25 protein-coding genes, 1 tRNA gene and 1 rRNA gene are annotated in these 25,853 nt (G+C 40.0%); all 27 read left to right on the top strand.

Annotation, left to right across the window (positions count from 1 at the left end):
* The first annotated feature begins 209 nt into the window (after window positions 1-209).
* Window positions 210-1,298, top strand: a complete 1,089-nt coding sequence (locus tag G611_RS0101840) for a PucR family transcriptional regulator (protein WP_028242162.1) — start codon at window positions 210-212, stop codon at window positions 1,296-1,298.
* The gene (gene ftsE, locus G611_RS0101835; protein ID WP_028242161.1) at window positions 1,298-1,978 is read left to right on the top strand and encodes a cell division ATP-binding protein FtsE; all 681 of its coding nucleotides are present in this window, start codon (window positions 1,298-1,300) and stop codon (window positions 1,976-1,978) included. Before G611_RS0101840 ends, ftsE begins: the two co-directional genes overlap by 1 nt.
* Window positions 1,968-2,876 carry a permease-like cell division protein FtsX gene (gene ftsX / locus G611_RS0101830; RefSeq protein ID WP_028242160.1) on the top strand — a complete coding sequence of 303 codons (909 nt, stop codon included), beginning with the start codon at window positions 1,968-1,970 and terminating at the stop codon, window positions 2,874-2,876. The genes ftsE and ftsX overlap by 11 nt, the downstream gene beginning before the upstream one ends.
* 78 nt (window positions 2,877-2,954) lie before the next feature.
* A complete protein-coding gene (locus G611_RS0101825; RefSeq protein ID WP_051195010.1) occupies window positions 2,955-4,241 on the top strand; it encodes a S41 family peptidase in 1,287 nt (428 codons plus the stop codon).
* 269 nt (window positions 4,242-4,510) lie between these two features.
* A protein-coding gene (gene prfB, locus G611_RS0101820) for a peptide chain release factor 2 (RefSeq protein ID WP_155942225.1) occupies window positions 4,511-5,648 on the top strand; the annotation gives its coding sequence in 2 pieces (ribosomal slippage) (window positions 4,511-4,585 and window positions 4,587-5,648; 1,137 coding nt in all).
* A gap of 80 nt (window positions 5,649-5,728) precedes the next feature.
* Complete coding sequence (locus G611_RS0101815; protein ID WP_028242157.1) at window positions 5,729-6,169, top strand: ACT domain-containing protein; 441 nt, start codon at window positions 5,729-5,731, stop codon at window positions 6,167-6,169.
* A gap of 4 nt (window positions 6,170-6,173) precedes the next feature.
* Window positions 6,174-7,370, top strand: coding sequence for a homoserine dehydrogenase (locus G611_RS0101810; protein ID WP_028242156.1), 1,197 nt, complete (start codon window positions 6,174-6,176; stop codon window positions 7,368-7,370).
* A gap of 191 nt (window positions 7,371-7,561) precedes the next feature.
* On the top strand, window positions 7,562-8,164 hold the full coding sequence (gene thrH / locus G611_RS0101805; RefSeq protein ID WP_028242155.1) for a bifunctional phosphoserine phosphatase/homoserine phosphotransferase ThrH: 603 nt from the start codon (window positions 7,562-7,564) through the stop codon (window positions 8,162-8,164).
* A 310-nt stretch (window positions 8,165-8,474) separates the two neighbouring features.
* Window positions 8,475-9,053, top strand: a complete 579-nt coding sequence (locus tag G611_RS0101800) for a glycerol-3-phosphate responsive antiterminator (RefSeq protein ID WP_028242154.1) — start codon at window positions 8,475-8,477, stop codon at window positions 9,051-9,053.
* 61 nt (window positions 9,054-9,114) lie between these two features.
* Window positions 9,115-10,614 (top strand): glycerol kinase GlpK, encoded by a 1,500-nt coding sequence (gene glpK / locus G611_RS0101795; protein WP_028242153.1) that lies wholly within the window; start codon window positions 9,115-9,117, stop codon window positions 10,612-10,614.
* 91 nt (window positions 10,615-10,705) lie between these two features.
* A complete protein-coding gene (locus G611_RS0101790; RefSeq protein WP_028242152.1) occupies window positions 10,706-11,434 on the top strand; it encodes an MIP/aquaporin family protein in 729 nt (242 codons plus the stop codon).
* Window positions 11,435-11,612: 178 nt separating this feature from the next.
* Window positions 11,613-13,070, top strand: a complete 1,458-nt coding sequence (locus G611_RS0101785; RefSeq protein WP_028242151.1) for an NAD(P)/FAD-dependent oxidoreductase — start codon at window positions 11,613-11,615, stop codon at window positions 13,068-13,070.
* Window positions 13,070-14,335 carry an NAD(P)/FAD-dependent oxidoreductase gene (locus G611_RS0101780; protein ID WP_028242150.1) on the top strand — a complete coding sequence of 422 codons (1,266 nt, stop codon included), beginning with the start codon at window positions 13,070-13,072 and terminating at the stop codon, window positions 14,333-14,335. Before G611_RS0101785 ends, G611_RS0101780 begins: the two co-directional genes overlap by 1 nt.
* Before the next feature lie 16 nt (window positions 14,336-14,351).
* The gene (locus tag G611_RS0101775) at window positions 14,352-14,717 is read left to right on the top strand and encodes a DUF1667 domain-containing protein (protein ID WP_028242149.1); all 366 of its coding nucleotides are present in this window, start codon (window positions 14,352-14,354) and stop codon (window positions 14,715-14,717) included.
* Window positions 14,718-14,842: 125 nt separating this feature from the next.
* Window positions 14,843-15,898 (top strand): acyltransferase family protein, encoded by a 1,056-nt coding sequence (locus G611_RS0101770; RefSeq protein WP_028242148.1) that lies wholly within the window; start codon window positions 14,843-14,845, stop codon window positions 15,896-15,898.
* A 17-nt stretch (window positions 15,899-15,915) separates the two neighbouring features.
* Window positions 15,916-18,066 carry a Tex family protein gene (locus G611_RS0101765; protein ID WP_028242147.1) on the top strand — a complete coding sequence of 717 codons (2,151 nt, stop codon included), beginning with the start codon at window positions 15,916-15,918 and terminating at the stop codon, window positions 18,064-18,066.
* 304 nt (window positions 18,067-18,370) lie between these two features.
* Window positions 18,371-18,877, top strand: coding sequence for a YcxB family protein (locus tag G611_RS0101760; protein ID WP_028242146.1), 507 nt, complete (start codon window positions 18,371-18,373; stop codon window positions 18,875-18,877).
* Window positions 18,874-19,305 (top strand): tRNA (adenosine(37)-N6)-threonylcarbamoyltransferase complex ATPase subunit type 1 TsaE, encoded by a 432-nt coding sequence (gene tsaE, locus G611_RS0101755; RefSeq protein WP_028242145.1) that lies wholly within the window; start codon window positions 18,874-18,876, stop codon window positions 19,303-19,305. The genes G611_RS0101760 and tsaE overlap by 4 nt, the downstream gene beginning before the upstream one ends.
* 1 nt (window position 19,306) lies before the next feature.
* Window positions 19,307-20,017 carry a tRNA (adenosine(37)-N6)-threonylcarbamoyltransferase complex dimerization subunit type 1 TsaB gene (tsaB, locus tag G611_RS0101750; protein WP_028242144.1) on the top strand — a complete coding sequence of 237 codons (711 nt, stop codon included), beginning with the start codon at window positions 19,307-19,309 and terminating at the stop codon, window positions 20,015-20,017.
* Window positions 20,017-20,463, top strand: coding sequence for a ribosomal protein S18-alanine N-acetyltransferase (gene rimI / locus G611_RS13575; RefSeq protein ID WP_036947825.1), 447 nt, complete (start codon window positions 20,017-20,019; stop codon window positions 20,461-20,463). Before tsaB ends, rimI begins: the two co-directional genes overlap by 1 nt.
* Before the next feature lie 258 nt (window positions 20,464-20,721).
* On the top strand, window positions 20,722-21,633 hold the full coding sequence (locus tag G611_RS0101740; protein ID WP_028242143.1) for a ribonuclease Z: 912 nt from the start codon (window positions 20,722-20,724) through the stop codon (window positions 21,631-21,633).
* Between the two features lies 1 nt (window position 21,634).
* Entirely contained in the window at window positions 21,635-22,219 is a 585-nt protein-coding gene (locus tag G611_RS0101735) for a DUF6715 family protein (protein WP_028242142.1), read from the top strand.
* A complete protein-coding gene (gene tsaD / locus G611_RS0101730) occupies window positions 22,209-23,234 on the top strand; it encodes a tRNA (adenosine(37)-N6)-threonylcarbamoyltransferase complex transferase subunit TsaD (protein ID WP_028242141.1) in 1,026 nt (341 codons plus the stop codon). The genes G611_RS0101735 and tsaD overlap by 11 nt, the downstream gene beginning before the upstream one ends.
* Window position 23,235: 1 nt before the next feature.
* Window positions 23,236-23,925, top strand: coding sequence for a 2-C-methyl-D-erythritol 4-phosphate cytidylyltransferase (gene ispD / locus G611_RS0101725; protein ID WP_028242140.1), 690 nt, complete (start codon window positions 23,236-23,238; stop codon window positions 23,923-23,925).
* Between the two features lie 141 nt (window positions 23,926-24,066).
* Window positions 24,067-24,152 (top strand) — tRNA-Ser (locus G611_RS0101720).
* 67 nt (window positions 24,153-24,219) lie between these two features.
* Window positions 24,220-25,242: a threonine aldolase family protein gene (locus G611_RS0101715; RefSeq protein ID WP_028242139.1), complete on the top strand. Its 1,023-nt coding sequence runs from the start codon at window positions 24,220-24,222 to the stop codon at window positions 25,240-25,242.
* A gap of 440 nt (window positions 25,243-25,682) precedes the next feature.
* Window positions 25,683-25,853: ribosomal RNA gene (locus tag G611_RS0101710) — 16S ribosomal RNA — on the top strand; the annotation flags it as partial.

Raw genomic sequence — 25,853 nt, 5'->3', positions numbered from 1 at the left:
CAGACAATAATCTGATTTAAATATCTTTTCACAAAAGCTTCACGGATATGTAAATATATTGAGACTTGTGAATTTGCATAAATAAATCTCAGTTTGCTATTCCCTTTTTTGGTTATTTATATTAAAATGGGCATAGGTTATGTGAATTTGTATGCAAAAAACAGTTTTGGCATTGTTAATATTGCATATATAATCGGGAGGTAATCCATATGATTTCTAATCAAATCATGCAAAATACAATCGAAGGCTTACATCAGCTTACAAAAATAGATTTGGCGGTTACTGATGCAGATGGAGTTGTATGTGCATCCACATTTAATGACACGGCGCAGTTGTCAGATGCAGTTGCTGTATTTGCGGCATCTGAAGCTGATAGTCAGGTAGCATTAGGCTATCATTTTTTCAAAGTATTTGATGATACTCAGCTTGAATTTGTAATTCTTGCACATGGGGATAGTGAGGAGGCATCTACTGTTGGTAAGATAGCAGCATTCCATGTCCAGGAATTAATGATTGCTTACAAGGAAAGATTCGATAAGGATAACTTTATTAAGAATCTTCTTTTAGACAATCTGCTTCTTGTTGATATTTACAATCGTTCTAAGAAGCTTCATGTGGATATTAACGCACGAAGAGTTGTTATGATTGTAGAAGTAGGTCCTGACAAGGACGGGGATGAATTAGATAGAGTACGTTCTGTCTTCGGTGGCAAAACAAAGGATTTTGTTACTGCTGTTGATGAGCACAATATAATCGTAGTAAAGGAACTTGGGGAAAACGATACTTACGAAGATGTAGAAAAGATTGCAGCAGTTATTATTGATGCATTCCACGATAAGGACTCTAAGAATATTCGTGTTTCATATGGTACAGTTGTTGGTGAAATAAAGGAAGTATCTCGTTCATACAAAGAAGCTAATATGGCAATGGATGTCGGAAAGATATTCTTTAGTGATAAGCGTATCATTGCATATTCAGCACTTGGAATTGGCCGTCTTATTTATCAGCTTCCTATACCACTTTGCAAAATGTTTATTTCAGAGATATTTGATAACAAGTCTCCAGATGATTTCGATGAGGAGACACTTACTACTATTGCCAAATTCTTCGAAAACAGTCTTAACGTTTCTGAGACATCAAGACAGCTATACATACATCGTAATACTTTAGTATATCGTCTTGATAAGTTAGAGAAGAGTACAGGCCTTGATTTAAGAGTATTTGAAGATGCTATCACATTCAAGATTGCTCTTATGGTAGTTAAGTACATGAAGTATATGGAGGATGAGAAGTTTTAATGATACGATTAGATCACGTTAGTAAGTCATATGAGGTTGGCAAGCCAGCCCTAGAAGATGTGACTATTCATATTGATCCCGGCGAATTTGTTTTTATAGTAGGAGATAGTGGTTCGGGCAAATCTACCCTTATCAGATTGCTCCTTAAAGAATTAGAACCTACTAAAGGTAAGATTTATATAAATGGACAGGATTTAAAGAAGGTAACTCATAAAAAGATTCCAATGTACAGAAGAAACGTTGGAGTTGTGTTCCAGAACTTTAGACTTCTTCCAGACCGTAATGTTTATGAAAATGTTGCATTTGCAATGAAGGTAGTTGAGTCATCCAACAGAGATATTAAAAAGAAGGTTCCTAATATTCTTTCAATGGTTGGCTTGGCAGCTAAATACAGATCTCGTCCTAGCCAGTTATCTGGTGGAGAACAGCAGCGTGTAGCTATTGCCCGCGCTCTCGTAAACGAGCCCAAAATCATTTTGGCAGACGAGCCTACAGGAAACCTTGACAGTGACAACACATGGGAAATTATGAAGCTCCTTGAGGAAATCAATCAAAGGGGTACAACGGTTCTTGTTGTTACTCACAATATGGAAATCGTAAGAACAATGAATAAAAGGGTTATCACCATCAAAAAGGGCGTGGTAGTCAGCGACGTTGGAGGTGATGACTATGAAGATTAGTACTCATATTTATAATGTAGGTCAAGGCCTAAAGAATGTTTGGCGTAATAAAATGTTCTCCCTTGCTTCTATAGCAACTATGACAGCCTGTATTTTCTTATTTGGTATCTTCTATTCTTTGGGAACTAATTTCCAGGCTATGGTTAAGACAGCTGAAGAGGGTGTTGCAGTTACTGTTTTCTTTAAAGAAGGAACATCTCAGGCACGTATTGAAGAAATTGGAAAGGAAATTTCCAAAAGACCTGAGGTAGCACGTTACGACTTCATATCTGCTGAACAGGCTTGGGCTGATTATCAGGAAGAATATTTCGGAGATAATCCACAGCTTGCAGCTGGTTTTACTGATGATAATCCATTAGCAAACTCAGCAAACTACGAAATCTACCTTTCAGATGTAGCAATGCAATCTACACTTGTTTCTTATTTGGAAGGATTAGACGGAGTTAGACAGGTTAATAAATCTGAAGTGGCTGCAAAGACACTTACTGATATAAATAAAGCTATTACAATAGTTTCGATGGCTATAGTTATCATACTTCTTGCTGTATCAGTATTCTTGATTAGCAACACAGTTATGGTAGGTATTTCCGTTCGAAGAGAAGAAATCGCAATTATGAAACTGATTGGAGCAAAGGATGCCTTCGTTAGACAACCATTCGTTGTCGAAGGTATTTTCATTGGATTGATTGGTTCTGCTATACCACTTATTCTTCTATATTTTATATATGGAAGAGTAATTAAATATGCAGCCTCTGAATTCAATTTCCTTAGCAACATGGTTACATTCATTCCAGTTGAAACTATATTCAAAACATTGGTACCAATATCACTTTTACTTGGTATAGGAATCGGCTGGATTGGTTCAAGGGTGACATTGCATAAGCACCTTAGAGTTTAGTATACTGTTTATGATTTAAAGTGCCTTGGCGTATGCTTTGGCACTTTGTCAATATTATGAGATAAGAAAGGCATTAAGATGAATACAGAATTCGACTCAGAAATCATACCAGAAGTTCAGCAGAAGCCAAAGAAGTGGCCAGTAGTTGTAAGTCTTATTATTGGCGTAATGCTTGGCGCTGCTTTAGCATTTGTAGGATTGTTGTGCATTGTTTCATCAAGAACCTCAACAATTAATGAATCATCAACAGATGTTATTGAAAAAATCAACAATGATAAGCTCACTGAAGCATCAGGGGCTCTTCAGAATGGTTCAGCAACAAAGCTTGAGACGCTTATCTACATTCTTCAAAACTATTACTATAAAGATATTAATAATGAAGATCTTGTAAATGGTGTTTACAAAGGCCTTTTAGAGGGCTTGGATGATCCATATTCTGCATATTATACAGCAGAAGAATACGAGGATTTAATGCAGACTCTTACTGGTAATTACGCTGGTATCGGTGCTCTTCTTCAAAAGGATATAAAGACCGGAGAGGTTACCATTACAAAGGTATATGCTAATACTCCAGCAGAAAAGGCCGGCCTTAAGGAAGGGGATTTAATCGTTTCTGCAGATGGGAAAATGGCAGTTGATTTGGATTTAGATGTGTTTGTACAGCACATCCGAGGCGAAGAAGGTACAGACGTTAAGCTTGTAATCAACAGAGATGGAGAAGAAAAGGATGTAACCTGTACAAGAGCATCTATTTCAACACCTACTGTTGAGCATCAAATGTTAGATAGCAATGTTGGATATATTGCAGTATCGCAGTTCACAGAACATACCTATGATGATTTCGTAGCAGCATACGAGGATTTGGAAAAGCAGGGTATGACATCTGTTATTTATGATATGCGAAATAACGGCGGTGGTCTTGTAGATTCAGTAGTAGATATGTTAGACTACATTCTTCCAGAGGGCACTGTAGTATATACAATGGATAAAGCAGGAAACAGAGAAGATTACACATCTGACGACAAGAGTCAAAAGAACATTCCTGTAGTTGTGTTGGTAAATGGTAACACAGCCTCAGCTGCAGAAATCTTTACTGGTGCTATCCGTGATTTTAACTACGGTACAGTCATTGGCACTAATACATTTGGAAAGGGAATTGTTCAATCAACAATTCCACTCAGTGATGGTTCGGCTGTAAAGCTTACAACACAAACCTATTACACTCCAAGTGGAGATAGCATCCACGGCAAAGGCATCGCCCCAGACATCGAATTAGAATACGAATTCCAGGGCACCCCAGACGACAAATACGACGTAACCCTCGACAACCAAATCCAAAAGGCATTAGAGGTATTGTCAAAGTAAGTCGCACGGCAAATATGTAAGGTAGCCTGTAGCTATCAAGCATCTAAACATGTATAAATAGCCTGTAGCTATCAAGCATCTAAGTATTATAAGTAGCCCGTAGCTATCAAGCATTAGTATTACTAAGCGAGACATCTAGTCGAGCGTGTAATACTAAGGCTTGAGAGCGTAACGGGCGAGCCAAAGACTGGGGCTGCTTGAGAACGTAACGGGCGAGCCAAAGACTAGGGTTGCTTGAGAGCATAACAGGCGAGAAAAGAGGTGATTTCGTGATAGAACTAGATCAGTTCAAACAGCGACTATTGTCGCAAAAAAATTCTATGACGGAAGTGAGGGATTCACTTTGACGTCGCAGCCAAAAAAGCTCGTATAGAGGAACTGGAGCGAGAAATGGAAGCTCCTGACTTTTGGCTAGATGCAGCAGTATCTACAACTAAGATGAAAGAACTAAAGTCCATGAAGGATGATGTATCTGTAATGGATAAGATAGAAGAGCTGTATCAGGAAGTAGAAGATTATATTGAATTAGGAAATGAAGAAGAAGACCAGGAAATAGTAGATACAGTAGCAGTATTAATTGAGGAATTCGAAGATTCCCTTGATAAGCTACGCATGAAGACATTACTTTCTGGTGAATATGATGGAGATAACGCTATCGTAACACTGCATTCAGGTGCCGGTGGCGTAGAGGCCTGCGATTGGGTACAGATGCTTTATAGAATGTATTCAAGATGGGCCGCTGACGAAGGCTTCGAGGTAGAAGAATTAGATTATCTTGAAGGTGATGAAGCTGGAATAAAATCCGTTACCTTCCAGGTAAATGGTGAAAATGCCTACGGATTTTTGAAATCTGAAAAGGGTATCCACCGATTGGTTCGTATTTCGCCATTCAATGCTCAGGGCAAACGTCAAACATCCTTTGCGTCATGCGATGTAATGCCAGATATTGAGGAGGATGTAGATGTAGAAATAAAGGATGACGATATCCGAATTGATACATATCGTTCATCAGGTGCAGGTGGTCAGCATATCAACAAGACCAGCTCGGCTATCCGTATTACACATTTCCCTACAGGAATTGTTGTTACTTGCCAGAATGAACGAAGTCAACATCAGAATAAAGATAAAGCTATGCAGATGTTGAAAACTAAGCTCCTTCTTTTGAAGCAGGAGGAAAACGCTCAGATTGCCAGTGGAATCCGAGGCGAAGTATCGGAAATAGGCTGGGGAAATCAAATTAGATCTTATGTACTACAACCATATAAAATGGTTAAGGATTTGCGAACAGGTGAGGAATCAGGAAATGCCGATGCAGTTCTTGATGGAAAGCTCACACCGTTCATGAATGCGTATCTAAAGTGGCTCTCTTTGGGTTGTCCAGATAGAGGAACAATGGATACAGATTAACTTGCTTTATATATTGATAAATGTTATTATCTTCTGAACAAGGACAAATGTGCTTGTCAGACAGACACACCGGAGGGATTATGGCAGACAAAACAACCTATTATGTTTTGAAAGAGAAGGCTGTACCCGATGTATTGCTTAGAGTGGTTGCAGCAAAAAAACTTATAGAAGAAAAGAAATGTTCTGTTCAGGAAGCTACTGAATTAGTAGGAATTAGTCGTAGCTCCTTCTATAAGTATAAGGACGATATTACCCCTTTCCATGAAGATACAAAAGGAAAGACGGTCAATGTTGTTATTCAATTAACTGATGAACCGGGTATCCTGTCTAGAGTTTTGGACGAGATCGCAGAGTTTAAAGTTAATATACTCACCATACATCAAAGTGTACCTGTTGGCGGTTCAGCATCACTTACATTATCTGTAAAGATTCCTGAAACAGGAGTGGACTATGCAGATTTGGTAAGTGCCATTGAAAATGTTGAAGGTGTTCATTATGTAAAAATTTTAGCAAGGGAGTGACAGCATGAAAGTAGCAATTATGGGATATGGAACAATCGGTTCTGGTGTAGCGAAAGTTTTAGACACTAACAGAGACATCATCAAGGAACGACTAGGAGAATCATTGGATTTAAAATATATCCTGGATTTAAGAGATTTCCCTGATGACCCACACGCAGATTGTTTTGTGAAGGACTACAAGGATATTGTTAAGGACAAAGAAGTAAAGCTTGTTGTTGAAACTATGGGCGGCGTTGAGCCAGCATTTTCATTTGTTAAGGCGATGTTAGAATCCGGCAAATCAGTAACCACTTCTAACAAAGCGCTTGTAGCTGATAAAGGCGCTGAGCTTATGAAAATTGCCAAAGACCATGGCACCAACTTCGTGTTCGAAGCAGCTGTAGGCGGTGGAATCCCAATAATTCGTACACTTACAGCATGTCTTACAGGCGACGTAATCGAAGAAATCGCAGCTATATGCAACGGAACAACTAACTACATGCTTACAAACATGGAGCAGTTTGGCAGTGACTATGATGAAATCCTTTCTGAAGCTCAGTCATTAGGCTATGCTGAAAAGGACCCTACAGCCGATGTTGAGGGACACGACAGCTGCCGTAAGCTTGCGATTCTTACATCTATAATTGCTAGCAAAAATGTTGATTATAAAGAAATTCCTACAGAGGGGATCAGTAAGATTTCCGCTACTGATTTTAAATATGCTAAATCTATGGGCTACAGCATCAAGCTTGTGGCGCGTTCAGTCAAAAAGGGTGACACCTATTCTTGTAGAGTAGCACCGTTTTTGGTTAAGCCAGAGCAGATGCTTTATCATGTATCAGGGGTTATGAATGCAGTTGCTGTAATCGGTAATATGCTTGGCGAATCTCTTTATTATGGTGCTGGAGCAGGGGCGCTCCCTACAGCATCAGCAGTAGTAGGCGATCTTGTATTCTTAGCAAGAAATACAGACAAGCATGTACGAATTGGATGGGCTAATGAACATCTTGAATTAGCAAATCCAAACGAACAGCGCTTTAAATATTTCGTTCGTACATCAGCTCTTCAGTCTAATATCGAAAACGAATTTGAAAACGTACATTATACAGATTTAGATTTAGATGACGAAACAGCATTCGTTACTGAAGAAATGACTGAATCTGAATTCAACGAACGTAAGGCAGCCCTTGGCGGCGTCAAAAGCGTTATCCGTTTCTTCTAGGAAGTATATTTTTGTAACTGTAAAATTTAAATGAGCATTTTTGATATGTAAGGCGCAACATAGTATTGGCAAGCGCGAGGAGGAAGGCTCCATACCGAGTGAGGACCTACTGGACCGGAACGAAAGTGTGGAAGGTGGCCTCCGGGAGCATGTAGTACTTATGTGCGCCGTATAATATATAAGGAGATGTTATGTATATTACTTGTTTGGATTTAGAGGGAGTTTTAGTTCCAGAAATCTGGATTGAATTTGCGGATGCCGCAGGCATTCCAGAGCTTAAGAAGACTACAAGAGATGAGCCTGATTACGATAAGCTTATGAAGTATCGTATAGATATTTTGAATGAGCATGGCCTAGGCTTAAAGGAAATTCAGGAAACAATCGAAAAGATTGACCCATTGCCTGGTGCAAAGGATTTCTTAGACAAGCTTAGAGCAAATGGTCAGGTCATAATTATTAGTGATACATTTTCACAGTTTGCTATGCCTCTTATGAAGAAGCTTGGCTACCCAACCATATTCTGCAACGAGCTTACAGTTTCAGATGATGACAAAATCACAGGCTATAAAATGCGTTGTGATAAAACAAAGCTTACAACCGTAAAGGCACTTCAGTCATGCGGATTCCAGACTATTGCCAGCGGCGATAGCTATAACGATTTGGGAATGATTGAAAATTCAAAGGCAGGATTTTTGTTTAGAACAACAGATGAAATTAAAGCAAAATATCCAAATCTACAGGCTTTTGAAGAATACACAGATCTTTATGACACTATAATTTCAGCACAGAAATAATGATTAAAATAGAAGCTCTGATGTGGTATATACCATGTCAGAGCTTTTTTGTGCATTGTGCATTTAATCTTGACTCCGGAATTATTGAAAGTGACAAAAATGGTAAATATGTACAGAAAATGTGCAATTTGTGAAAAATATATGTTGAAATTCACCTACATGTGCGTTATTATTTATTTACAAAAGTTAATAAATGCCCGTGAGAGATGAGAATGTGGCTGTGAAAAAGAGATGAGCTCTTTGGTCTATAGGCATGTTCTTTTTTTGTGCCTTAAGGCAGGAGATAGGGGTATCCAAAGGAGTATAAATAATGCATAGAGCTTTCATCGAAAAACTGGAAGCTAATCCAGTTATTGCAGCCATAAAGGACGACAAGGGATTAGAAAAAGCCATTGAAACAGATTGTGAAATAATCTTTATATTATATGGGGACGTTTGTACGATAGAGGGAATCGTAAAACGTATAAAGGATTCAGGAAAAATCGCAATGGTTCACATAGACCTTATAACAGGCCTTAATAATTCCAAGGAAATTTCAGTCGATTTCATAAAAAATAATACCAAGGCGGATGGTATTATCACCACCAAGGGGAATCTCATCGGAAGGGCAAAGGAGTTAGGCTTATACACAGTGCTTAGATACTTTGTTATTGACAGCATGGCGCTAGTTAATATCGAAAAGCAGGATAAGCATGGTGTTACACAGCCGGACGTCATCGAAATACTACCTGGAATTCTTCTTCCAAAGGTAATAAAGAAGGTAAATGCAGCCAGCCGAGTTCCAGTTCTTGCTGGAGGGCTTGTAAGCGACCGTGATGATGTTATGAATGCACTAAATAATGGGGTGCTTGCCGTATCAACCACTAACGAGGCAGTATGGCAGCTTTAGATGCAATTCGTAACTCCTATAACTTAACTATAGCCATAAGGCAAAAGAAGGAGGAGAAATAATGGCAAAATACGTAATGGCATTAGATGCCGGAACAACAAGTAACAGATGTATCCTTTTCAACGAAAAAGGTGAGATGTGCTCTGTTGCACAAAAGGAGTTTACACAGTATTTCCCACAGCCAGGTTGGGTTGAGCATGACGCTAACGAAATTTGGCAGACACAGCTTTCTGTAGCTCGTGCAGCTATGCAGAAGGTAGGCGCTTCAGCTGAAGATATCGCAGCAATCGGTATCACAAACCAGCGCGAGACTGTTATTGTTTGGGATAGAGCAACAGGACAGCCAATACATCACGCTATTGTTTGGCAGTGCCGTCGTACAGCAGATTTTGCTGAGCAGATGAAGGGAAAGATCCCAGGAATCGTTGAGAAATTCCAGCAGAAGACTGGTCTTAAATTTGACCCATACTTCTCAGGTACAAAGATTCGCTGGATACTTGACAACGTTGAAGGTGCTAGAGAAAGAGCGGAAAAAGGCGAGCTTTGCTTCGGTACTGTAGATTCATGGTTAATTTACAAGCTTACAAAGGGCAAGGTACACGTTACAGATTACTCTAACGCTTCAAGAACATTATTATTCAACATCAACACACTTGAGTGGGATGATGAGCTTTGCCAGATTCTTGAGATTCCAAAGAGCATGCTTCCAGAAGCTAAGCCTTCTAGCTGCATCTATGGTGAGTCTGACCCAGAGTTCTTCGGTGGTCCTATCCGTATCGCTGGTGCTGCTGGTGATCAGCAGGCGGCTCTTTTCGGACAGACATGCTACAACGAAGGCGAAGCAAAGAACACATACGGAACAGGTTGCTTCATGCTTATGAACACAGGTGAGAAGCCTATCTTCTCTAAGAATGACCTTCTTACAACCATCGCATGGGGATTAGATGGTAAGGTTACATACGCACTTGAAGGTTCTGTATACGTTGCTGGTGCTGCTATCCAGTGGCTCCGTGATGAATTAAAGATTGTTGATTCTTCACCAGATTCAGAATACTTCGCAACTCGTGTTAAGGATACAAACGGATGCTACGTTGTACCTGCATTTACAGGTCTTGGTGCTCCATATTGGGATCCATACGCACGTGGAGCAATCACAGGTCTTACTCGTGGTGTTAACAAATATCACATCATCCGAGCAACACTTGAATCACTTGCATATCAAACATATGATGTACTTCATGCTATGGAGCTTGACTCAGGAAAGCATCTTACATCACTTAAGGTTGACGGTGGTGCATCAAACAATAACTTCTTGATGCAGTTCCAGTCAGATATTATCAACACTAACGTACTTCGCCCAAGCTGTGTAGAAACAACAGCTATGGGAGCAGCATACTTGGCAGGTCTTGCAGTAGGCTACTGGAAGAGCAAAGAAGACGTTATCAAGAACTGGGCCGTTGATAAAGAATTCAAGCCAGAAATGTCAGATGAGACACGTAACAAGTGCATCAAAGGCTGGTCACAAGCCGTAGCCGCAACCCGCGGATGGGCTAAGGAATAATAGGCTTCCCCCTTCGGGGGAAGCTGTCACCGAAGGTGACTGATGAGGGCGCGTAGTTAATAAAAAACTAAATATTAGGGGGTAAATGTATATGTCAGTATATTTGGGAGAATTTATTGGTACAATTATTCTAGTATTACTTGGTGATGGCGTTTGCTGTAATGTGAATTTGGAGAAGTCAGGCTTTAAGGGCGGCGGAGCAGTCCATATCCTTATCGGTTGGGGAATGGCAGTTATGGTTCCTGCATTTGCAATGAGCAGATTCACAGGATGCCCTTCAGCATTCAACCCAGCAGTTACAATTGGAATCGCACTTAGAACAGGTGACTGGAGTACAGTTCCAGGACAGATTGTTGCACAGCTTCTTGGCGGTTTTGTTGGAGCAGCTATTCTTATCCTTCTCTATCATGACCACATCAATGCTACAGGCAACGATGATACAGTTAGAGGATGCTTCTGTACAGCACCTTCAATTCCAAACCCAACACTTAACTTCCTTTCAGAGTTTGTAGCTACATTTGTACTTGTATTTACACTTGCTCTTATTCCAGGAGCAGCTGGCGAGTCTAACGTATCTTGGATACTTGTATATGGCGTAATCGTAGCTTGTGGTGCTTCATTTGGTGGCCTTACAGGATACGCAATGAACGCAGCAAGAGATTCTGCTCCACGTTTAGCATATCAGCTTCTTGCTCCAAACTTTGGTAAGAAGAACGCTAACTGGGGATATGGTTGGATTCCACTAGTAGCACCTATCTGCGGCGGTGTTGTTGCATCACTTCTTTACAATGCACTTGCAGCAGCTCAGATGTTTGGCTAAGAGATTAGCTTAATCAATTTAACCATGTTTGTTTTTCAGTATTCAATACTGGAACCATTTTAAAACTAAACTATTGTATACACTGAGGATTGGAGTCGGTATTGAACGCATGATGAGATGCGTCTAATTGCCGACTCCTTTTTTTATAAAATTTTTAAAGTTAGGAGATTAAATTATGTTGTATGATGTCATAATCATAGGCGCAGGCGTTTCTGGCAGCGCAATTGCAAGAGAGCTTTCTAGATATGAAGCAAACGTCTGTGTTCTAGAAAAATGTGAGGATGTTTGCGAAGGAACATCAAAGGCTAATTCAGCAATTGTACATGCAGGCTTTGACGCAGCTGCAGGATCTTTGATGGCAAAATTAAATGTACGTGGAAACGAAATGATGGATGACCTCTGCCGTGATTTGGACATCCCGTTCAAAAGAAATGGTTCCATGGTTGTATGCATTCACAAGGAAGCATTATCAGGACTTCAGGACCTTTACGACAGAGGAATCAAAAACGGCGTTAAGGATATGAAAATCCTAACTCGCGAGGAGGCTTTGGAGCTTGAGCCAAACCTTTCTGATAATGTTGAAGGAGCTTTACTTGCACCGACAGGTGGCATAATCTGCCCATTCAAGCTAAACATTGCAATGGCTGAGAATGCTAACGTGAACGGTGTTGATTTCAGATTTAATACTAAGGTCGAAGACGTTAAAAAAGATGAAGAAGGTTTATGGCATATTCGCACCAACAATGGCGAGTATGTGACAAGATATGTTGTTAATGCAGCAGGTGTTTATTCAGGCGTAATCCACAATATGGTAAGCAAGGATGATGACAAAATCGAAATCATTCCAAGACGAGGTGATTACTGCTTACTTGATAAAGAGGTCGGCAATCATGTATCCCACACAATCTTCCCACAGCCAACAAATCTTGGTAAGGGCGTACTTGTATCACCTACTGTTCATGGCAACCTTATTGTTGGACCAACTGCTATTGATATTGATGACAAAGAAGGAACAAATACAACAGCAGAGGGTATTGGAGATTTAATTGCAAAGGCAAATGATCACGTAAAGAATCTTCCTATGAGAAAGGTTATCACATCATTTGCAGGACTTCGTGCTCACGAGGCAAGACACGAATTCATCATTGGCGAGGTTGATGGTGCACCACACTTTATCGACTGCGCAGCTATCGAATCTCCAGGCCTAACATCTTCTCCAGCAATCGGTGAGATGGTAGGAAATATGTTAAAGGATATGATGGGGCTTTCAAAGAAGGCTAATTGGATTAGCACTAGAAAGGATATATTAAATCCAGCAGATTTATCAATTGAAGAAAGAAATGAACTAATAAAGAAAAATCCAGCTTATGGAAATATTATTTGTAGATGTGAATCAATTTCAGAGGGAGAAATTTTAGACGCCATCCACAGACCACTTGGCGCTCGTTCTCTAGATGGTGTTAAGAGAAGAACACGTGCTGGTATGGGAAGATGTCAGGCAGGCTTCTGCTCACCAAAGACAATGGAAATTCTCCACAGAGAATTAGGTCTTCCTTATGAGGAGATTACAAAGAGTGGTGGACGTTCAAATATCGTAATGGAACGCACCAAGAATCAGAAGGGAGGCAACAACTAATGACTAATTATGATATCGTAATCGTAGGCGGTGGCCCAGCAGGTCTCGCAGCCGCAATATCAGCAAGAAATGCTGGTGTTGAAAAGATTCTTATTTTAGAAAGAGATAAGGAATTAGGAGGAATCCTAAATCAGTGCATTCATAACGGATTTGGTCTTCATACCTTCAAGGAGGAGCTTACAGGTCCAGAATATGCATATCGTTTCATTGAAAAAGTACTTGATGCAAAAATCGAATATAAATTAAACACAATGGTAATGGACATCTCTGAGGATAGAGTTGTCACAGCCATGAGCCGTGAAGATGGAATGTATCAGATTAAGGCTGGTGCAGTAATCCTTGCAATGGGATGCAGAGAGCGTCCAAGAGGAGCTTTAAACATTCCAGGCTACAGACCAGCAGGAATCTTCTCCGCAGGTACAGCACAGCGCCTTGTTAATATCGAAGGCTATATGCCAGGCCGTGAGGTAGTTATTCTGGGTTCTGGTGATATCGGACTTATCATGGCTCGTCGTATGACACTTGAGGGGGCAAAGGTAAAGGTTGTTGCCGAGCTTATGCCATACTCAGGTGGGTTAAAGAGAAATATCGTACAGTGCCTGGATGACTTTGGTATTCCACTTAAGCTTAGCCACACTGTTGTAGATATTGAGGGCAAGGAGCACCTTACCGCTGTAACTATTGCAGAGGTTGATAATCACGGAAAGCCAATTTCGGGAACAGAAGAAAGATACACCTGTGATACTTTACTTCTTTCTTGCGGACTCATTCCAGAAAACGAGCTTTCAAGAAATGCAGGGGTAGAGATGAGCCCAATCACAAGCGGCCCAGTTGTAAACGAATCCCTTGAAACTAATATTCCAGGCGTGTTTGCCTGCGGCAACGTACTTCACGTACATGACCTTGTTGATTACGTTTCAGAGGAAGCAGACAGAGCAGGCAAGAATGCTGCCAAATTTATCAAGGGTGAGCTTTCAGAAGGCTCTTCAAATGAAATCGAAATCGTTGCAACAGAAGGTGCCCGCTACACAGTTCCATCTACAATCGATGTAGATAGAATGGACGACAAGCTCACAGTAAGATTCAGAGTAGGGGCAGTCTTCAAGGATTCTTATGTAAGTGTTTACTTTGACGATGAAAGAGTAATGCATAACAAAAAACGAATCATGGCACCAGGCGAAATGGAGCAGGTAATCCTTCTTAAGGACAAGCTTGCCGAAAAGCCAGGATTAAAGAAAATCACAGTAAAGATTGAGAACGAGTAAAAGGAGGGCGAAGATAATGGAAAAGAGAGAGTTAACCTGTATCGGCTGCCCAATGGGATGTCAGATAACAGTAGAATTAGAAAACGGTGAGGTAGTTTCTGTAACAGGAAACACTTGTGGTATTGGTGACAAATACGCAAGGAACGAGGTAACTCATCCAGAGCGAACAGTTACTTCAACAGCAATTATACTTGGTGGAGATAAACCACGTGTATCAGTAAAAACTGCAAGCAATATCCCAAAGGATAAAATCGATGCAGTAATGAAAGAAATCGATGCAGCAGTAATGCATGCACCAATCCACATCGGTGATGTAGTAGTAAAAGATGTCTGCGGCACTGGCGTAGACGTAGTAGCAACTCGAAACGTAGAAGCAGTATAAACAAAAAAAGCCTTCCCCTTGAGGGGAAGGTGCCCCGCAGGGGCGGATGAGGTGTCTTTACAAAGTTGCTAACAAATTAAATTTTATATATACTTATCTAGAATAATTATTCTAGGAGTGTAATGATGAAAAAACGAATCATCGGATTAGATATTTTAAGAGATATAGGAGTGGTATTTATTTTTATATACCACTTTTTTGTAGAGTATATTGTAACTGCTCAAGGCACTGACGGTGCTATTTTGGGCTATAATTTTTTCTTTAATATTTTGGCTCGTCCAGCCAGCTTGTTTTTATTTATCATTTCTGGTTATGCTCTTATGTATAACAAAGAGGACGAAATTCCCGTTAAAAAATACTATATCAGAAGATTTAAGAGCTTGTTTATTCCATTTTATGTAACCTATACCTTAATGTTTGTTGCACATTTCTTAGTTAACAATGAAGTCATTGGAAGACATACACCACTTAAGCTGTTCATATGGACCTTACTTGGTATGGATGGAATAAAGCAGCTAATTATGCCAAACTTTTACCTTATCGGTGAATGGTTTATGTCATGTATAGTAATTTGCTATTTACTATTCCCTGTTTTAGCATGGCTACTTAAGAAATTTAGATATATCACATTGGCTGTATTAACTATTTGGTACATCATTTTTATGTTCTTCTACAATCCATTTGCATATACACAGTTGATGAATCCTCTTTTGATCATTGTGTATTTTTATGTGGGCATGCTTCTTCATGAAGAACTAAAAGATAAAGCGATATCAAAACCAGTAAGAATAGTATGCGCAATACTTTCTGTATTGGTGTTTGTCTATCATTGCCTATACGGCTATGTTGAATCATTGGCATTCATCAGAGTAGCGGAAGCACCAATGGAAGTTATATATTTTCTGTGGAGCGTAGTTATGTTTATTGCACTAAAAGATGTAAATCTTAAAGAGGGCAGTAGATTTTATAATGCCGTTACATATCTGTCTGGTATCAGCTGGTATGTAATACTTACTCATCACAGAATCATGATTTTGTTCTACTCACAATTAGATGTAAGCGAATATAATCATAGAGATATTGCTGCATTGTTTATTGCCTGTGTCATTATCACATGGCTTGCATCTTTAGCAGCTAGATTTATATCAAATAAAACAAAAGCTTTTTTGTTTAATAAATAAAATACAGGAGTTACAACATGGATATTACTAAACAGATTGCATCAGAACTTCAGGTTCGAGTTGCGCAGGTTGATGCTGCGATTAAATTGCTTGATGAGGGAAACACAGTTCCATTTATTTCTCGATACAGAAAGGAAGCTACAGGAGGTCTTAATGACGAACAGCTTCGTACTCTTTCAGAAAGATTATCGTATTTACGTAATCTCGAAGAGAAGAAGGCTACATGTCTTGCTTCAATCGAGGAACAGGGACTTTTAACAGAAGAATTAAAGAAGGCTATTTTAGAGGCAACAACACAGGTTGCAGTAGACGATTTATATCGTCCATATCGTCCAAAGAGACGTACCCGTGCAACCATCGCAAAGGAAAAGGGGTTAGAGCCTCTTGCAAATATAATTATGTTACAGATGACAGACAAGTCTCTTGAAGAAGAGGCTAAGGCTTTCATCAATCCTGAAAAGGATGTTAATACTCCAGAAGATGCTATAGCCGGAGCCTGCGATATCATCGCAGAAGCTATTTCTGATGATGCGGATTATCGTACATGGATTAGAGAAAAGACTTTCAAAAACGGCCGAATCGTATCTAAGGCAAAGGATGCAGAAGCTGAATCAGTTTACGAAAATTACTACGATTATGATGAAGCCATTGCTAAGCTTCCAGGCCATCGTATCCTTGCCCTTAGCCGTGGCGAAAAGGAAAAGATTCTTAAGGTCTCTATCGAAGCACCAGTAGATGATATCTTACGCTATCTTGAAAAGAAGGTTATCAGCCGTGATAACGTAAATACGAATCAGGCATTAACAGCAACAATCGAAGATGCATATACAAGACTTATCGCACCATCTATTGAAAACGAAATCCGTAACAATCTTACAGAGATGGCAGAGGATGGCGCAATCAAGGTATTCGGAAAGAACCTAACTCAGTTACTTATGCAGCCTCCAATCGCTGGCCGTAATGTACTTGGCTGGGATCCAGCTTTCAGAACAGGCTGTAAGATTGCTGTTGTAGATGCAACAGGAAAGGTACTTGATACAACAGTAGTTTACCCAACAGCTCCACAGAATAAGGTCGAGGAAACTAAAAAGGTAATCAAGGCGCTTATTAAAAAGTACAACGTTTCGCTCATTTCACTTGGTAACGGTACAGCCAGCCGTGAATCAGAGCAAATCATCGTTGATATGCTAAAGGAGATTCCAGAGAAGGTAGAATACGTTATCGTTAACGAAGCAGGTGCATCAGTTTATTCTGCCAGCAAGCTTGCTACAGAGGAGTTCCCTAACTTTGATGTAGGACAGCGTTCAGCTACTTCAATGGCTCGTCGACTTCAGGATCCACTTGCTGAGCTTGTAAAGATTGACCCTAAGTCTGTTGGTGTTGGTCAGTACCAGCACGATATGAATCAAAAGAAGCTTGATGAAACATTAGCAGGAGTAGTAGAAACATGCGTTAACGCTGTAGGTGTAGATTTAAATACAGCATCAGCATCTCTATTAGAATACGTTTCAGGAATCAACAAAACACTTGCAAAGAACATTGTTGAATACCGTGAAACAAACGGACGCTTCAATTCCAGAGCAGAGCTTAAGAAGGTTCCTAAGCTTGGACCAAAAGCTTTCGAGCAGTGCGCTGGTTTCATGCGTATCACAGGCGGAAGAAATCCTCTTGATGCAACTGCAGTTCATCCAGAAAGCTACGATGCTGCAAAAGCACTTCTTGAAAAGCTTGGATTTGATACAAAGGATATTGCAGCAGGCACATTAAAGGATATCCACAAGAGCATCCAAAATATCAAGGCGTTATCAACAGAACTTGGCATTGGTGAGATGACTTTGGAGGATATCATCAAAGAATTAGAAAAGCCAGGACGTGATCCACGTGAAGATATGCCACGTCCAATCTTAAAGAGTGATGTTCTTGAAATGAAGGACCTTAAGCCTGGCATGCAGCTTAAGGGAACAGTTAGAAATGTAATCGATTTTGGTGCCTTCGTAGATATAGGCGTTCACCAGGATGGACTTGTACACATCTCACAGATGACAGACCGTTACATCAAGCATCCACTTGAGGTTGTATCCGTTGGAGATATCGTAGATGTAGAGGTTATTTCTGTAGATGAAAAGAAGGGTCGCATCGCCCTCACTATGAAGCTTAATAAAAAATAGCCTTCTCCCTCTGGGAGAAGGTGTCTGCGCAGCAGACGGATGAGGGTGTATCCTTATTGTAATCATATACATAAATAATATGTTGAAATTGTTACAATTCAACAAAATGTGTATGCAAACAGTCTTTTTGATTGACAATTATCACCAATACTCCTATACTGTATATCAGTTAGAGAAAGTTACAGCCAATGTGCTTTTTAGGAGAAATGGGATAAGAGCGAGTCGTTAGGGGTTTCGACTCGCTCTATTTTTATTTTCTTCAAAAATATGATAAAATAAAAAATAATTGGGAGATTAATGGAATATGGGACAGAATATTAAATTCAGTGTAAAAATAAAAGAGGAAGACTTATATAGGTTCAATCTACACCATTCCTACAGCGGTTCGCAGGGAATCCTATCAGTAGTTTTATTCGTTCTGCTGATTGTAGTTTGGATACTTAGATTTTCAGTTTTATCACCATTATATAAGGTGTTTTATCCTCTTTTAGCTATCATCTTTTTGATGTATATACCTCTTTCTTTAAAGCTTCGAGTAAAGGCTCAGATGCAGCAGGAGGTCTTTTCATATCCTATTACATACGAACTCAAAGATGATGGAATCTACATTTCTTCTCCATCGGCTGACGAACCAGCGGTTCTGCCATGGGAATATGTTTACAAGATTTCCACCTGGAAGGGATATCTCTTAATTTACAGTAACAGAGTTAATGCATACATCATCCCTATAACAGACATCCAGTCTCAATACGATGAAACAGTTAACTTTATCAAATCACATGTAGAGGATTATAAATTACAAATAAAATGACTAAAATAATCGAAACCAATTCACCAGAAGAAACAGAAGCACTTGGCATTAAGCTTGCTGAACAGTCAGTACCTGGTCAGGTGTTCACTCTCATAGGAGATTTAGGCGTTGGCAAAACAGTCTTCACCCAGGGCTTTGCTAAAGGTCTTCAGATTGACGAACCAATCTGCAGCCCTACATTTACAATAGTTCAGGTGTATGACACAGGCAGATTGCCATTTTATCATTTCGACGTATATCGTATAGGCGATATCGAAGAGATGGATGAAATCGGATATGAGGATTACATCTATGGTGACGGCGTATCTCTTATCGAATGGGCTAACCTCATTGAAGATATTTTGCCAGAAAGCTATACACGTGTTACCATAGAGAAAAATTTAGAAAAAGGATTTGACTATCGCAAGATTACGATAGAGAGCATTTAAAATGAAGATATTAGGAATAGACGGTTCAGGCTTAGTTGCATCAGTTGCAGTTGTAGAGGATGATAATTTAGTAGGAGAATACACTACTGGCTACAAAAAGACTCATTCTCAGACATTGCTTCCAATGCTAGATGAGCTTTCTAAAATGATTGAATTAGACTTAAACCAGATAGATGCAATAGCAGTTGCAGCAGGCCCTGGTTCATTCACAGGACTTCGTATAGCATCAGCTACTGCAAAGGGAATAGGATTATCCTTAGGACTTCCTATCGTTTCCGTTCCAACAGTTGATGCCATAGCATTTAACATGTGGGGAAACAGTGGAATAATCTGCCCTATCATGGATGCCAGAAGGGGCCAGGTCTACACAGGCTTATATTCCTTTGCAGAGGATGGAAGCTTTAAGGTTGAGCGCCCTCAGTGTGCAGTAGATTTCCATGAAATAGCTGCAGATATTAACGAAAGAGGTAAGGCGGTTACTTTTCTTGGCGATGGAGTTCCTGTATTCAAGGATCTCATCGCAGAATTAATTACTGTTCCATACAGATTTGCACCAGCACATCTTAACAGACAGCACGCTTCATCAGTTGCTTCACTTGGTATGATTTATTACAAGAACGGCGAATGCGATACAGCAGCTGAACACCGCCCTGAATACCTTAGATTATCTCAGGCAGAAAGAGAGCGTCTTGAAAAGGAAGGAAAAGCCTAATGGCTCTTACATATAGATACGCTACCGATTCCGATGTAGATGCAATCGTTGCTATAGAAGAATCAGCCATGTCAAACCCATGGCACAAGGATAATTACTTAGAAGCGATTCACTCAGACCACGCATTTGTAGTCGTGGCCTCTGAGGATGATGCTATAGCAGGCTTTGCAGTGTTTTACCTAACACCACCAGAATCGGAACTTCCAGATATTGTAGTGGCCGAAGCCTATCGCAAAAGGGGAATAGCTAAAGCTCTCTTGCACTACGCCTTTGACCAACTACAATCCCAAAAAGTAGACACAGTATTTTTAGAAGTCCGAGTTTCCAACACCCCAGCCCGCACCCTATACGATAGTCTAGGCTTCGAAGAAATCGGCAAACGCAAATACTTCTATTCCAACCCCATCGAGGATGCAATCTGCATGTCATACCGTATGGAGGAATAAAGCGTAAACAAAATTTGTGCCTGCATAAGAAGTGTAAAAGTAGCTTGTAGCTAACAATGTAATATACTCTGCAAGGAGCATCTTAGCGACTGAGCGTATATTAAATTCTGCCTACATTAGAAGAGTAAAAATAGCTTGTAGTTCACAATATTATATACTCTGTAAGGAGCATCTTAGCGACTGAAAGAGTATATAATATTGTGAGCGTAACAAGCGAGAGAAAGACTAATTATTTGAGTAACTTGAAAGGATTTATAGATGTTAGATGTTTGTTTGTTGGGAACAGCAGGCATGATGCCTCTTCCTAATAGATGGCTGACCTCATGCTTATTAAGATTTAATGGCGAAGGCTTACTTATAGATTGTGGCGAGGGAACACAGGTAGCACTGCGAGAAGCAGGCTTCTCCCCAAATCCAATCTCGTTGATTTGTCTCACCCATTATCATGCAGACCACGTCAGCGGCTTACCAGGCTTTTTACTTTCTATGGGTAACTCCGATAGAACAGAGCCGGTAACAATTGTCGGTCCAAAAGGGCTAGAGCGAGTAGTCAACTCCTTAAGAGTGATTGCCCCAGAGCTACCCTTTGAGATAAAGTTTCATGAATTGCAGCAGGATGAAGAATATTTCGAAATCCTAGGCTATCATATTCATGCATTTAAGGTTAACCATAATGTTTTATGTTATGGTTATTCAGTCGATATTCCTAGAAAGGGAAGATTCGATGTAGAAACAGCTAGAGACCTTGGCCTTCCAGTAACTCTCTGGAATCCACTTCAAAAAGGAAACACAGTTGAGTTTGAAGGCAAAACCTATACACCGGATATGGTTATGGGCAGCGCCAGAAAGGGCCTTAAGGTTACATATTGCACAGACACCAGACCAACTAAATCGCTGGTGGAAGCAGCTAAGAAATCGGATTTATTTATCTGCGAAGGCATGTATGCCGAAGAAGATAAGCTTGCAAAGGCTCGTCAGAACAAGCACATGACTTTCTACGAGGCAGCTAAAGTTGCAAAGGATGCAGATGTAAAAGAGCTTTGGCTTACACATTTTTCGCCATCAATGACGGGGCATAAAAGATACATGAAAGCAGTCTGTGATATTTTTCCACAGGCTTATTTGGGGGAAGACGGCAAGTTCTTAGAACTTGATTTTGCGGAGGAGTAATATGAAAAAGGCGATACGAATAGGAATTGCAATAATCTGTATGGTGACACTTATTGTGGGGTACTATGCGTATTTGTCACGCCGAAACGATTCTGCTTCATCAGAATCAAACGTTGAACTTTCAGAAGTTCAAGCTATTACATCAAAGAATTTTACTAAGGAATATCCTGCCACACCAAGGGCAGTGGTAAAATGGTACAACCGAATAATTTCAGCCTATTATGCAGAGGATTATACTCAAGAGGAACTTGAAAAAATGGCCGAACAGGCTAGAATGCTTATGGATGATGAGCTCCTTAAATACAATCCAAAGGATACTTATCTCGCATCACTTTCTCTTGAGATAGAGGATTATAAAAATCGTAACAGAGTCATCGTTTCTAGCACAGTAAGTGATTCAAACGAGGTTCAATACAAAAAGGTTAATGGATACGACTGCGCTTTCCTTTCTACTTACTATTTCATCAGGGAAGGCAGCACTTACGATAGAACCTACGAAGATTTTTGCCTTAGAAAGGATTCCAACGGTAATTGGAAAATCCTTACATGGAGGCTGTCTACAGAGGACGAAGTAAATGGATACTAAAGAAATAAAAATACTTGCAATAGAAAGCTCCTGCGATGAAACCGCAGCAGCAGTTGTTGTTAACGGAAGAGATGTTAGAAGTAACGTCATATCTACTCAGATACCGCTCCACACTCTATACGGTGGAGTTGTTCCAGAAATCGCATCAAGAAAGCATATAGAAAGAATTAATCAGGTTATAGAACAGGCTCTTGAAGATGCAGACATGGGCTTAGAAGACATGGATGCTATAGCTGTTACCTATGGCCCTGGTTTGGTTGGTGCACTCTTAGTAGGTGTAGCTGAAGCGAAGGCTATTGCTTTTGCACAGGGATTACCACTTATTGGTGTACATCATATCGAAGGACACATTAGTGCTAACTATATCGAAAACAAAGATTTAGAGCCACCTTTCTTATGTCTTGTAGTATCAGGTGGTCATACTCATCTTGTAAGAGTAGTAGATTATGGTAAATACGAAATCTTAGGACGTACAAGAGACGATGCAGCAGGTGAGGCTTTTGATAAGGTGGCACGTGCAATAGGCTTGGGATATCCAGGTGGTCCAAAGATTGAAAAGGCTGCCCACGAAGGCAATCCACAGGCTATCACCTTCACAAGACCTAAGGTATCAGATGGAGTCTATGATTTTTCATTTAGTGGACTTAAATCACAGGTACTCAACTACATCAACGGCGCTCAAATGAAGGGCGAAACAATAAACGATAAAGATATTGCAGCTTCATTCCAGCAGACTGTAATCGATACATTATGTGACCATGCAGCTTTAGCTATTGATGAGTTTGGCATGGACAAATTTGCCATTGCAGGTGGCGTTGCATCTAACCAAACTTTACGTCAGGCAATGGAAAAGATGTGTGAAGAAAAGGGCGTTAAATTCTACCACCCATCTCCAATACTATGTACAGATAATGCAGCTATGATTGGTGCAGCAGCATACTATGAATTTTTAGCTGGCAAACGTGATGGCTGGGATCTAAACGCAATACCAAATTTAAAATTAGGCGAAAGATAAAATGAACAAATTCACAGCAATAGTTTTAGCAGCCGGTAGTGGCAAGCGTATGGAACAGGATATTCCAAAACAATACATGAATATGGGAGGGGCTCCTCTGATGGTGCATTGTCTAAGAACCTTTCAGGAAAGTAAGGTTACTCAGATAGTGTTAGTTGTTGCCCCTGGAGATGTAGAAAAATGTCGAAAGGAAATCATTGAGCGCTATCACATAGATAAATGTATAGCCATAGTTGAGGGCGGAGAAGAACGTTACAACTCAGTATACGCAGGCCTACAGGCTATAAATGACGGTTATGTTTTGATTCATGATTGTGCAAGAGCTTTTGTATCTATAGACATCATCCATAGATGCATGTCTGCTGTAGCACTTTATGAATCTTGTGTTGTTGGTATGCCATCGAAGGATACAGTTAAGATAACTGATAGCCACAGAAAGGTATTAGATACACCTGATAGAAGCAACGTGTGGATTGTTCAAACTCCACAGTGCTTTGAATATAATCTTATTCGTGGTGCATACGATAAAGTTATTGCTGATGCAGATACTTCAATTACTGATGATGCAATGGTTGTAGAAAAGGCTACTAACCATGATGTACACATGATTGAAGGCTCTTATCTTAACATAAAAGTCACTACTCCAGAGGATGTTGCTTTTGGTGAGGCAATACTTCGTAACAAACGATAAATGAAGAAGCGATAACGCTAGTAAAACCCTAGTGTTGTCGCAATTTTCTGAATATATATTTTTTCGAAAAAACTTCCCGTTTTTTATTGACATCCAAGGTGTGGGATGATATTATACTATTCGTGTTCGAGAGATACACATGCAGAGGTATCGAAGTGGTCATAACGAGGCGGTCTTGAAAACCGTTTGTCCGCAAGGGCGCGTGGGTTCGAATCCCACCCTCTGCGTTACATAAGGCAATCGCGAAAGCGGTTGCCTATTTTTGTATATATGTATATTTGAGGAGGTTTTGTTATGTTGTATTTTTCGTGTGATTATGCAGAAGGCTGCCACCCTAAGGTGCTAGAAGCGCTTACATTAACTAACATGGAATCCACACCTGGCTATGGCGAGGACGATTATTGTGATAGAGCGAAAGAAAAGATAAGACAATATATCAATTGCCCTAATGCAGATATTTACTTTTTGGTAGGAGGAACCCAAACTAACCAAACTGTAATTGATTCTATACTATCAAACTGTGATGGTGTAGTTGCAGCTGCTACAGGTCATGTTGCAGTCCATGAAGCAGGTGCAATCGAATATAGCGGGCATAAGGTTATTACTATACCAGGCCACGATGGCAAAATAGCTCCATTAGAATTAAAGCAGATGCTTATAGATCATTATGCTGACGAGAGCGCAGAGCACATGGTTAATCCTGGAATGGTATACATATCATACCCAACAGAATACGGTACTTTATATTCTAAACAAGAGCTTGAGGATATTTCTTCTATATGTAGAGAATATGAAATACCATTATTCATAGATGGAGCCAGACTCGCCTATGGGCTTGCAGCAGCTGATGATATAACCATGAAAGATATAGCAGCTTTGTCTGACGTGTTTTACATTGGAGGCACAAAGGTTGGAGCTCTTTTTGGAGAAGCGGTAGTTTTCACAAAAGGAAATACACCTAAGCATATGATCACTCAAATAAAACAGCACGGTGCACTGCTTGCTAAGGGCAGATTGCTTGGAATACAGTTTGCAGCTTTGTTTACAGATGACTTATACATGAAGATGGGAAAGCATGCTGTAGAATGTGCTTCTTCTATTAGAAAAGCATTGGTTGAAAAAGGCTATCAACTATATGTACCAAACCCTACTAACCAAATCTTTGTTGTAATGGATAATTCGAAGTTAAAAGCCTTTGGTAAAGAGGTGGCTTATGGCTTCTGGGAGAAGTATGATGACACTCATACAGTCATCAGAATTGCAACTAGTTGGGCCACTCAAAATGACGCTGTTGAAGCTCTGAAAAAAATCTTGTAAAAATTGCAAAAAGATGTTGACAGGTTATGGTCCGTTTGATATTATAAACAAGCTGTCGTAAGGGCATAGCAAGCGGTCAACAAGACTGTGAATATGACCAAAAAGCGACAACAAAAATAGTAAAAAGTGCTTGACAAACAGTCATCCAGATGTTACTATTTACAAGCTGACTCACAAGAGCTCAGCACTTGAGTTTTCTGAGAAATTCAAGAAAAATAAATAAAAAAGTTGTTGACAAAAAGCTTCAATCGTGATAATATAAACGAGTTGCTGCTGAGGGCAACAACAAAGAGAAGATTGATAACTGAACAGTGAAACAAACCTTGAATTAATACAAGTTTTTAAAACATGTATCCTTGAAATTCATTTAAGTTTCTTAATGAAACGAAACCTTTATTAGTAAACAAGTCAGTTTTATACTGATTCGGAATTAAACTTTTTAACATGAGAGTTTGATCCTGGCTCAGGATGAACGCTGGCGGCGTGCTTAACACATGCAAGTCGAACGAAGCAACTTATTACGATCCCTTCGGGGTGACGATTTGTTGACTGAGTGGCGGACGGGTGAGTAACGCGTGGGTAACCTGCCTTGTACAGGGGGACAACAGTTG

The organism is Pseudobutyrivibrio ruminis AD2017 (assembly GCF_000424305.1).
Classification (GTDB): Bacteria; Bacillota; Clostridia; order Lachnospirales; family Lachnospiraceae; genus Pseudobutyrivibrio; species Pseudobutyrivibrio ruminis_B.
The sequence above is the reverse complement of the archived record's forward strand: the minus strand, read 5'-3'. Positions and strand labels throughout refer to the sequence as shown.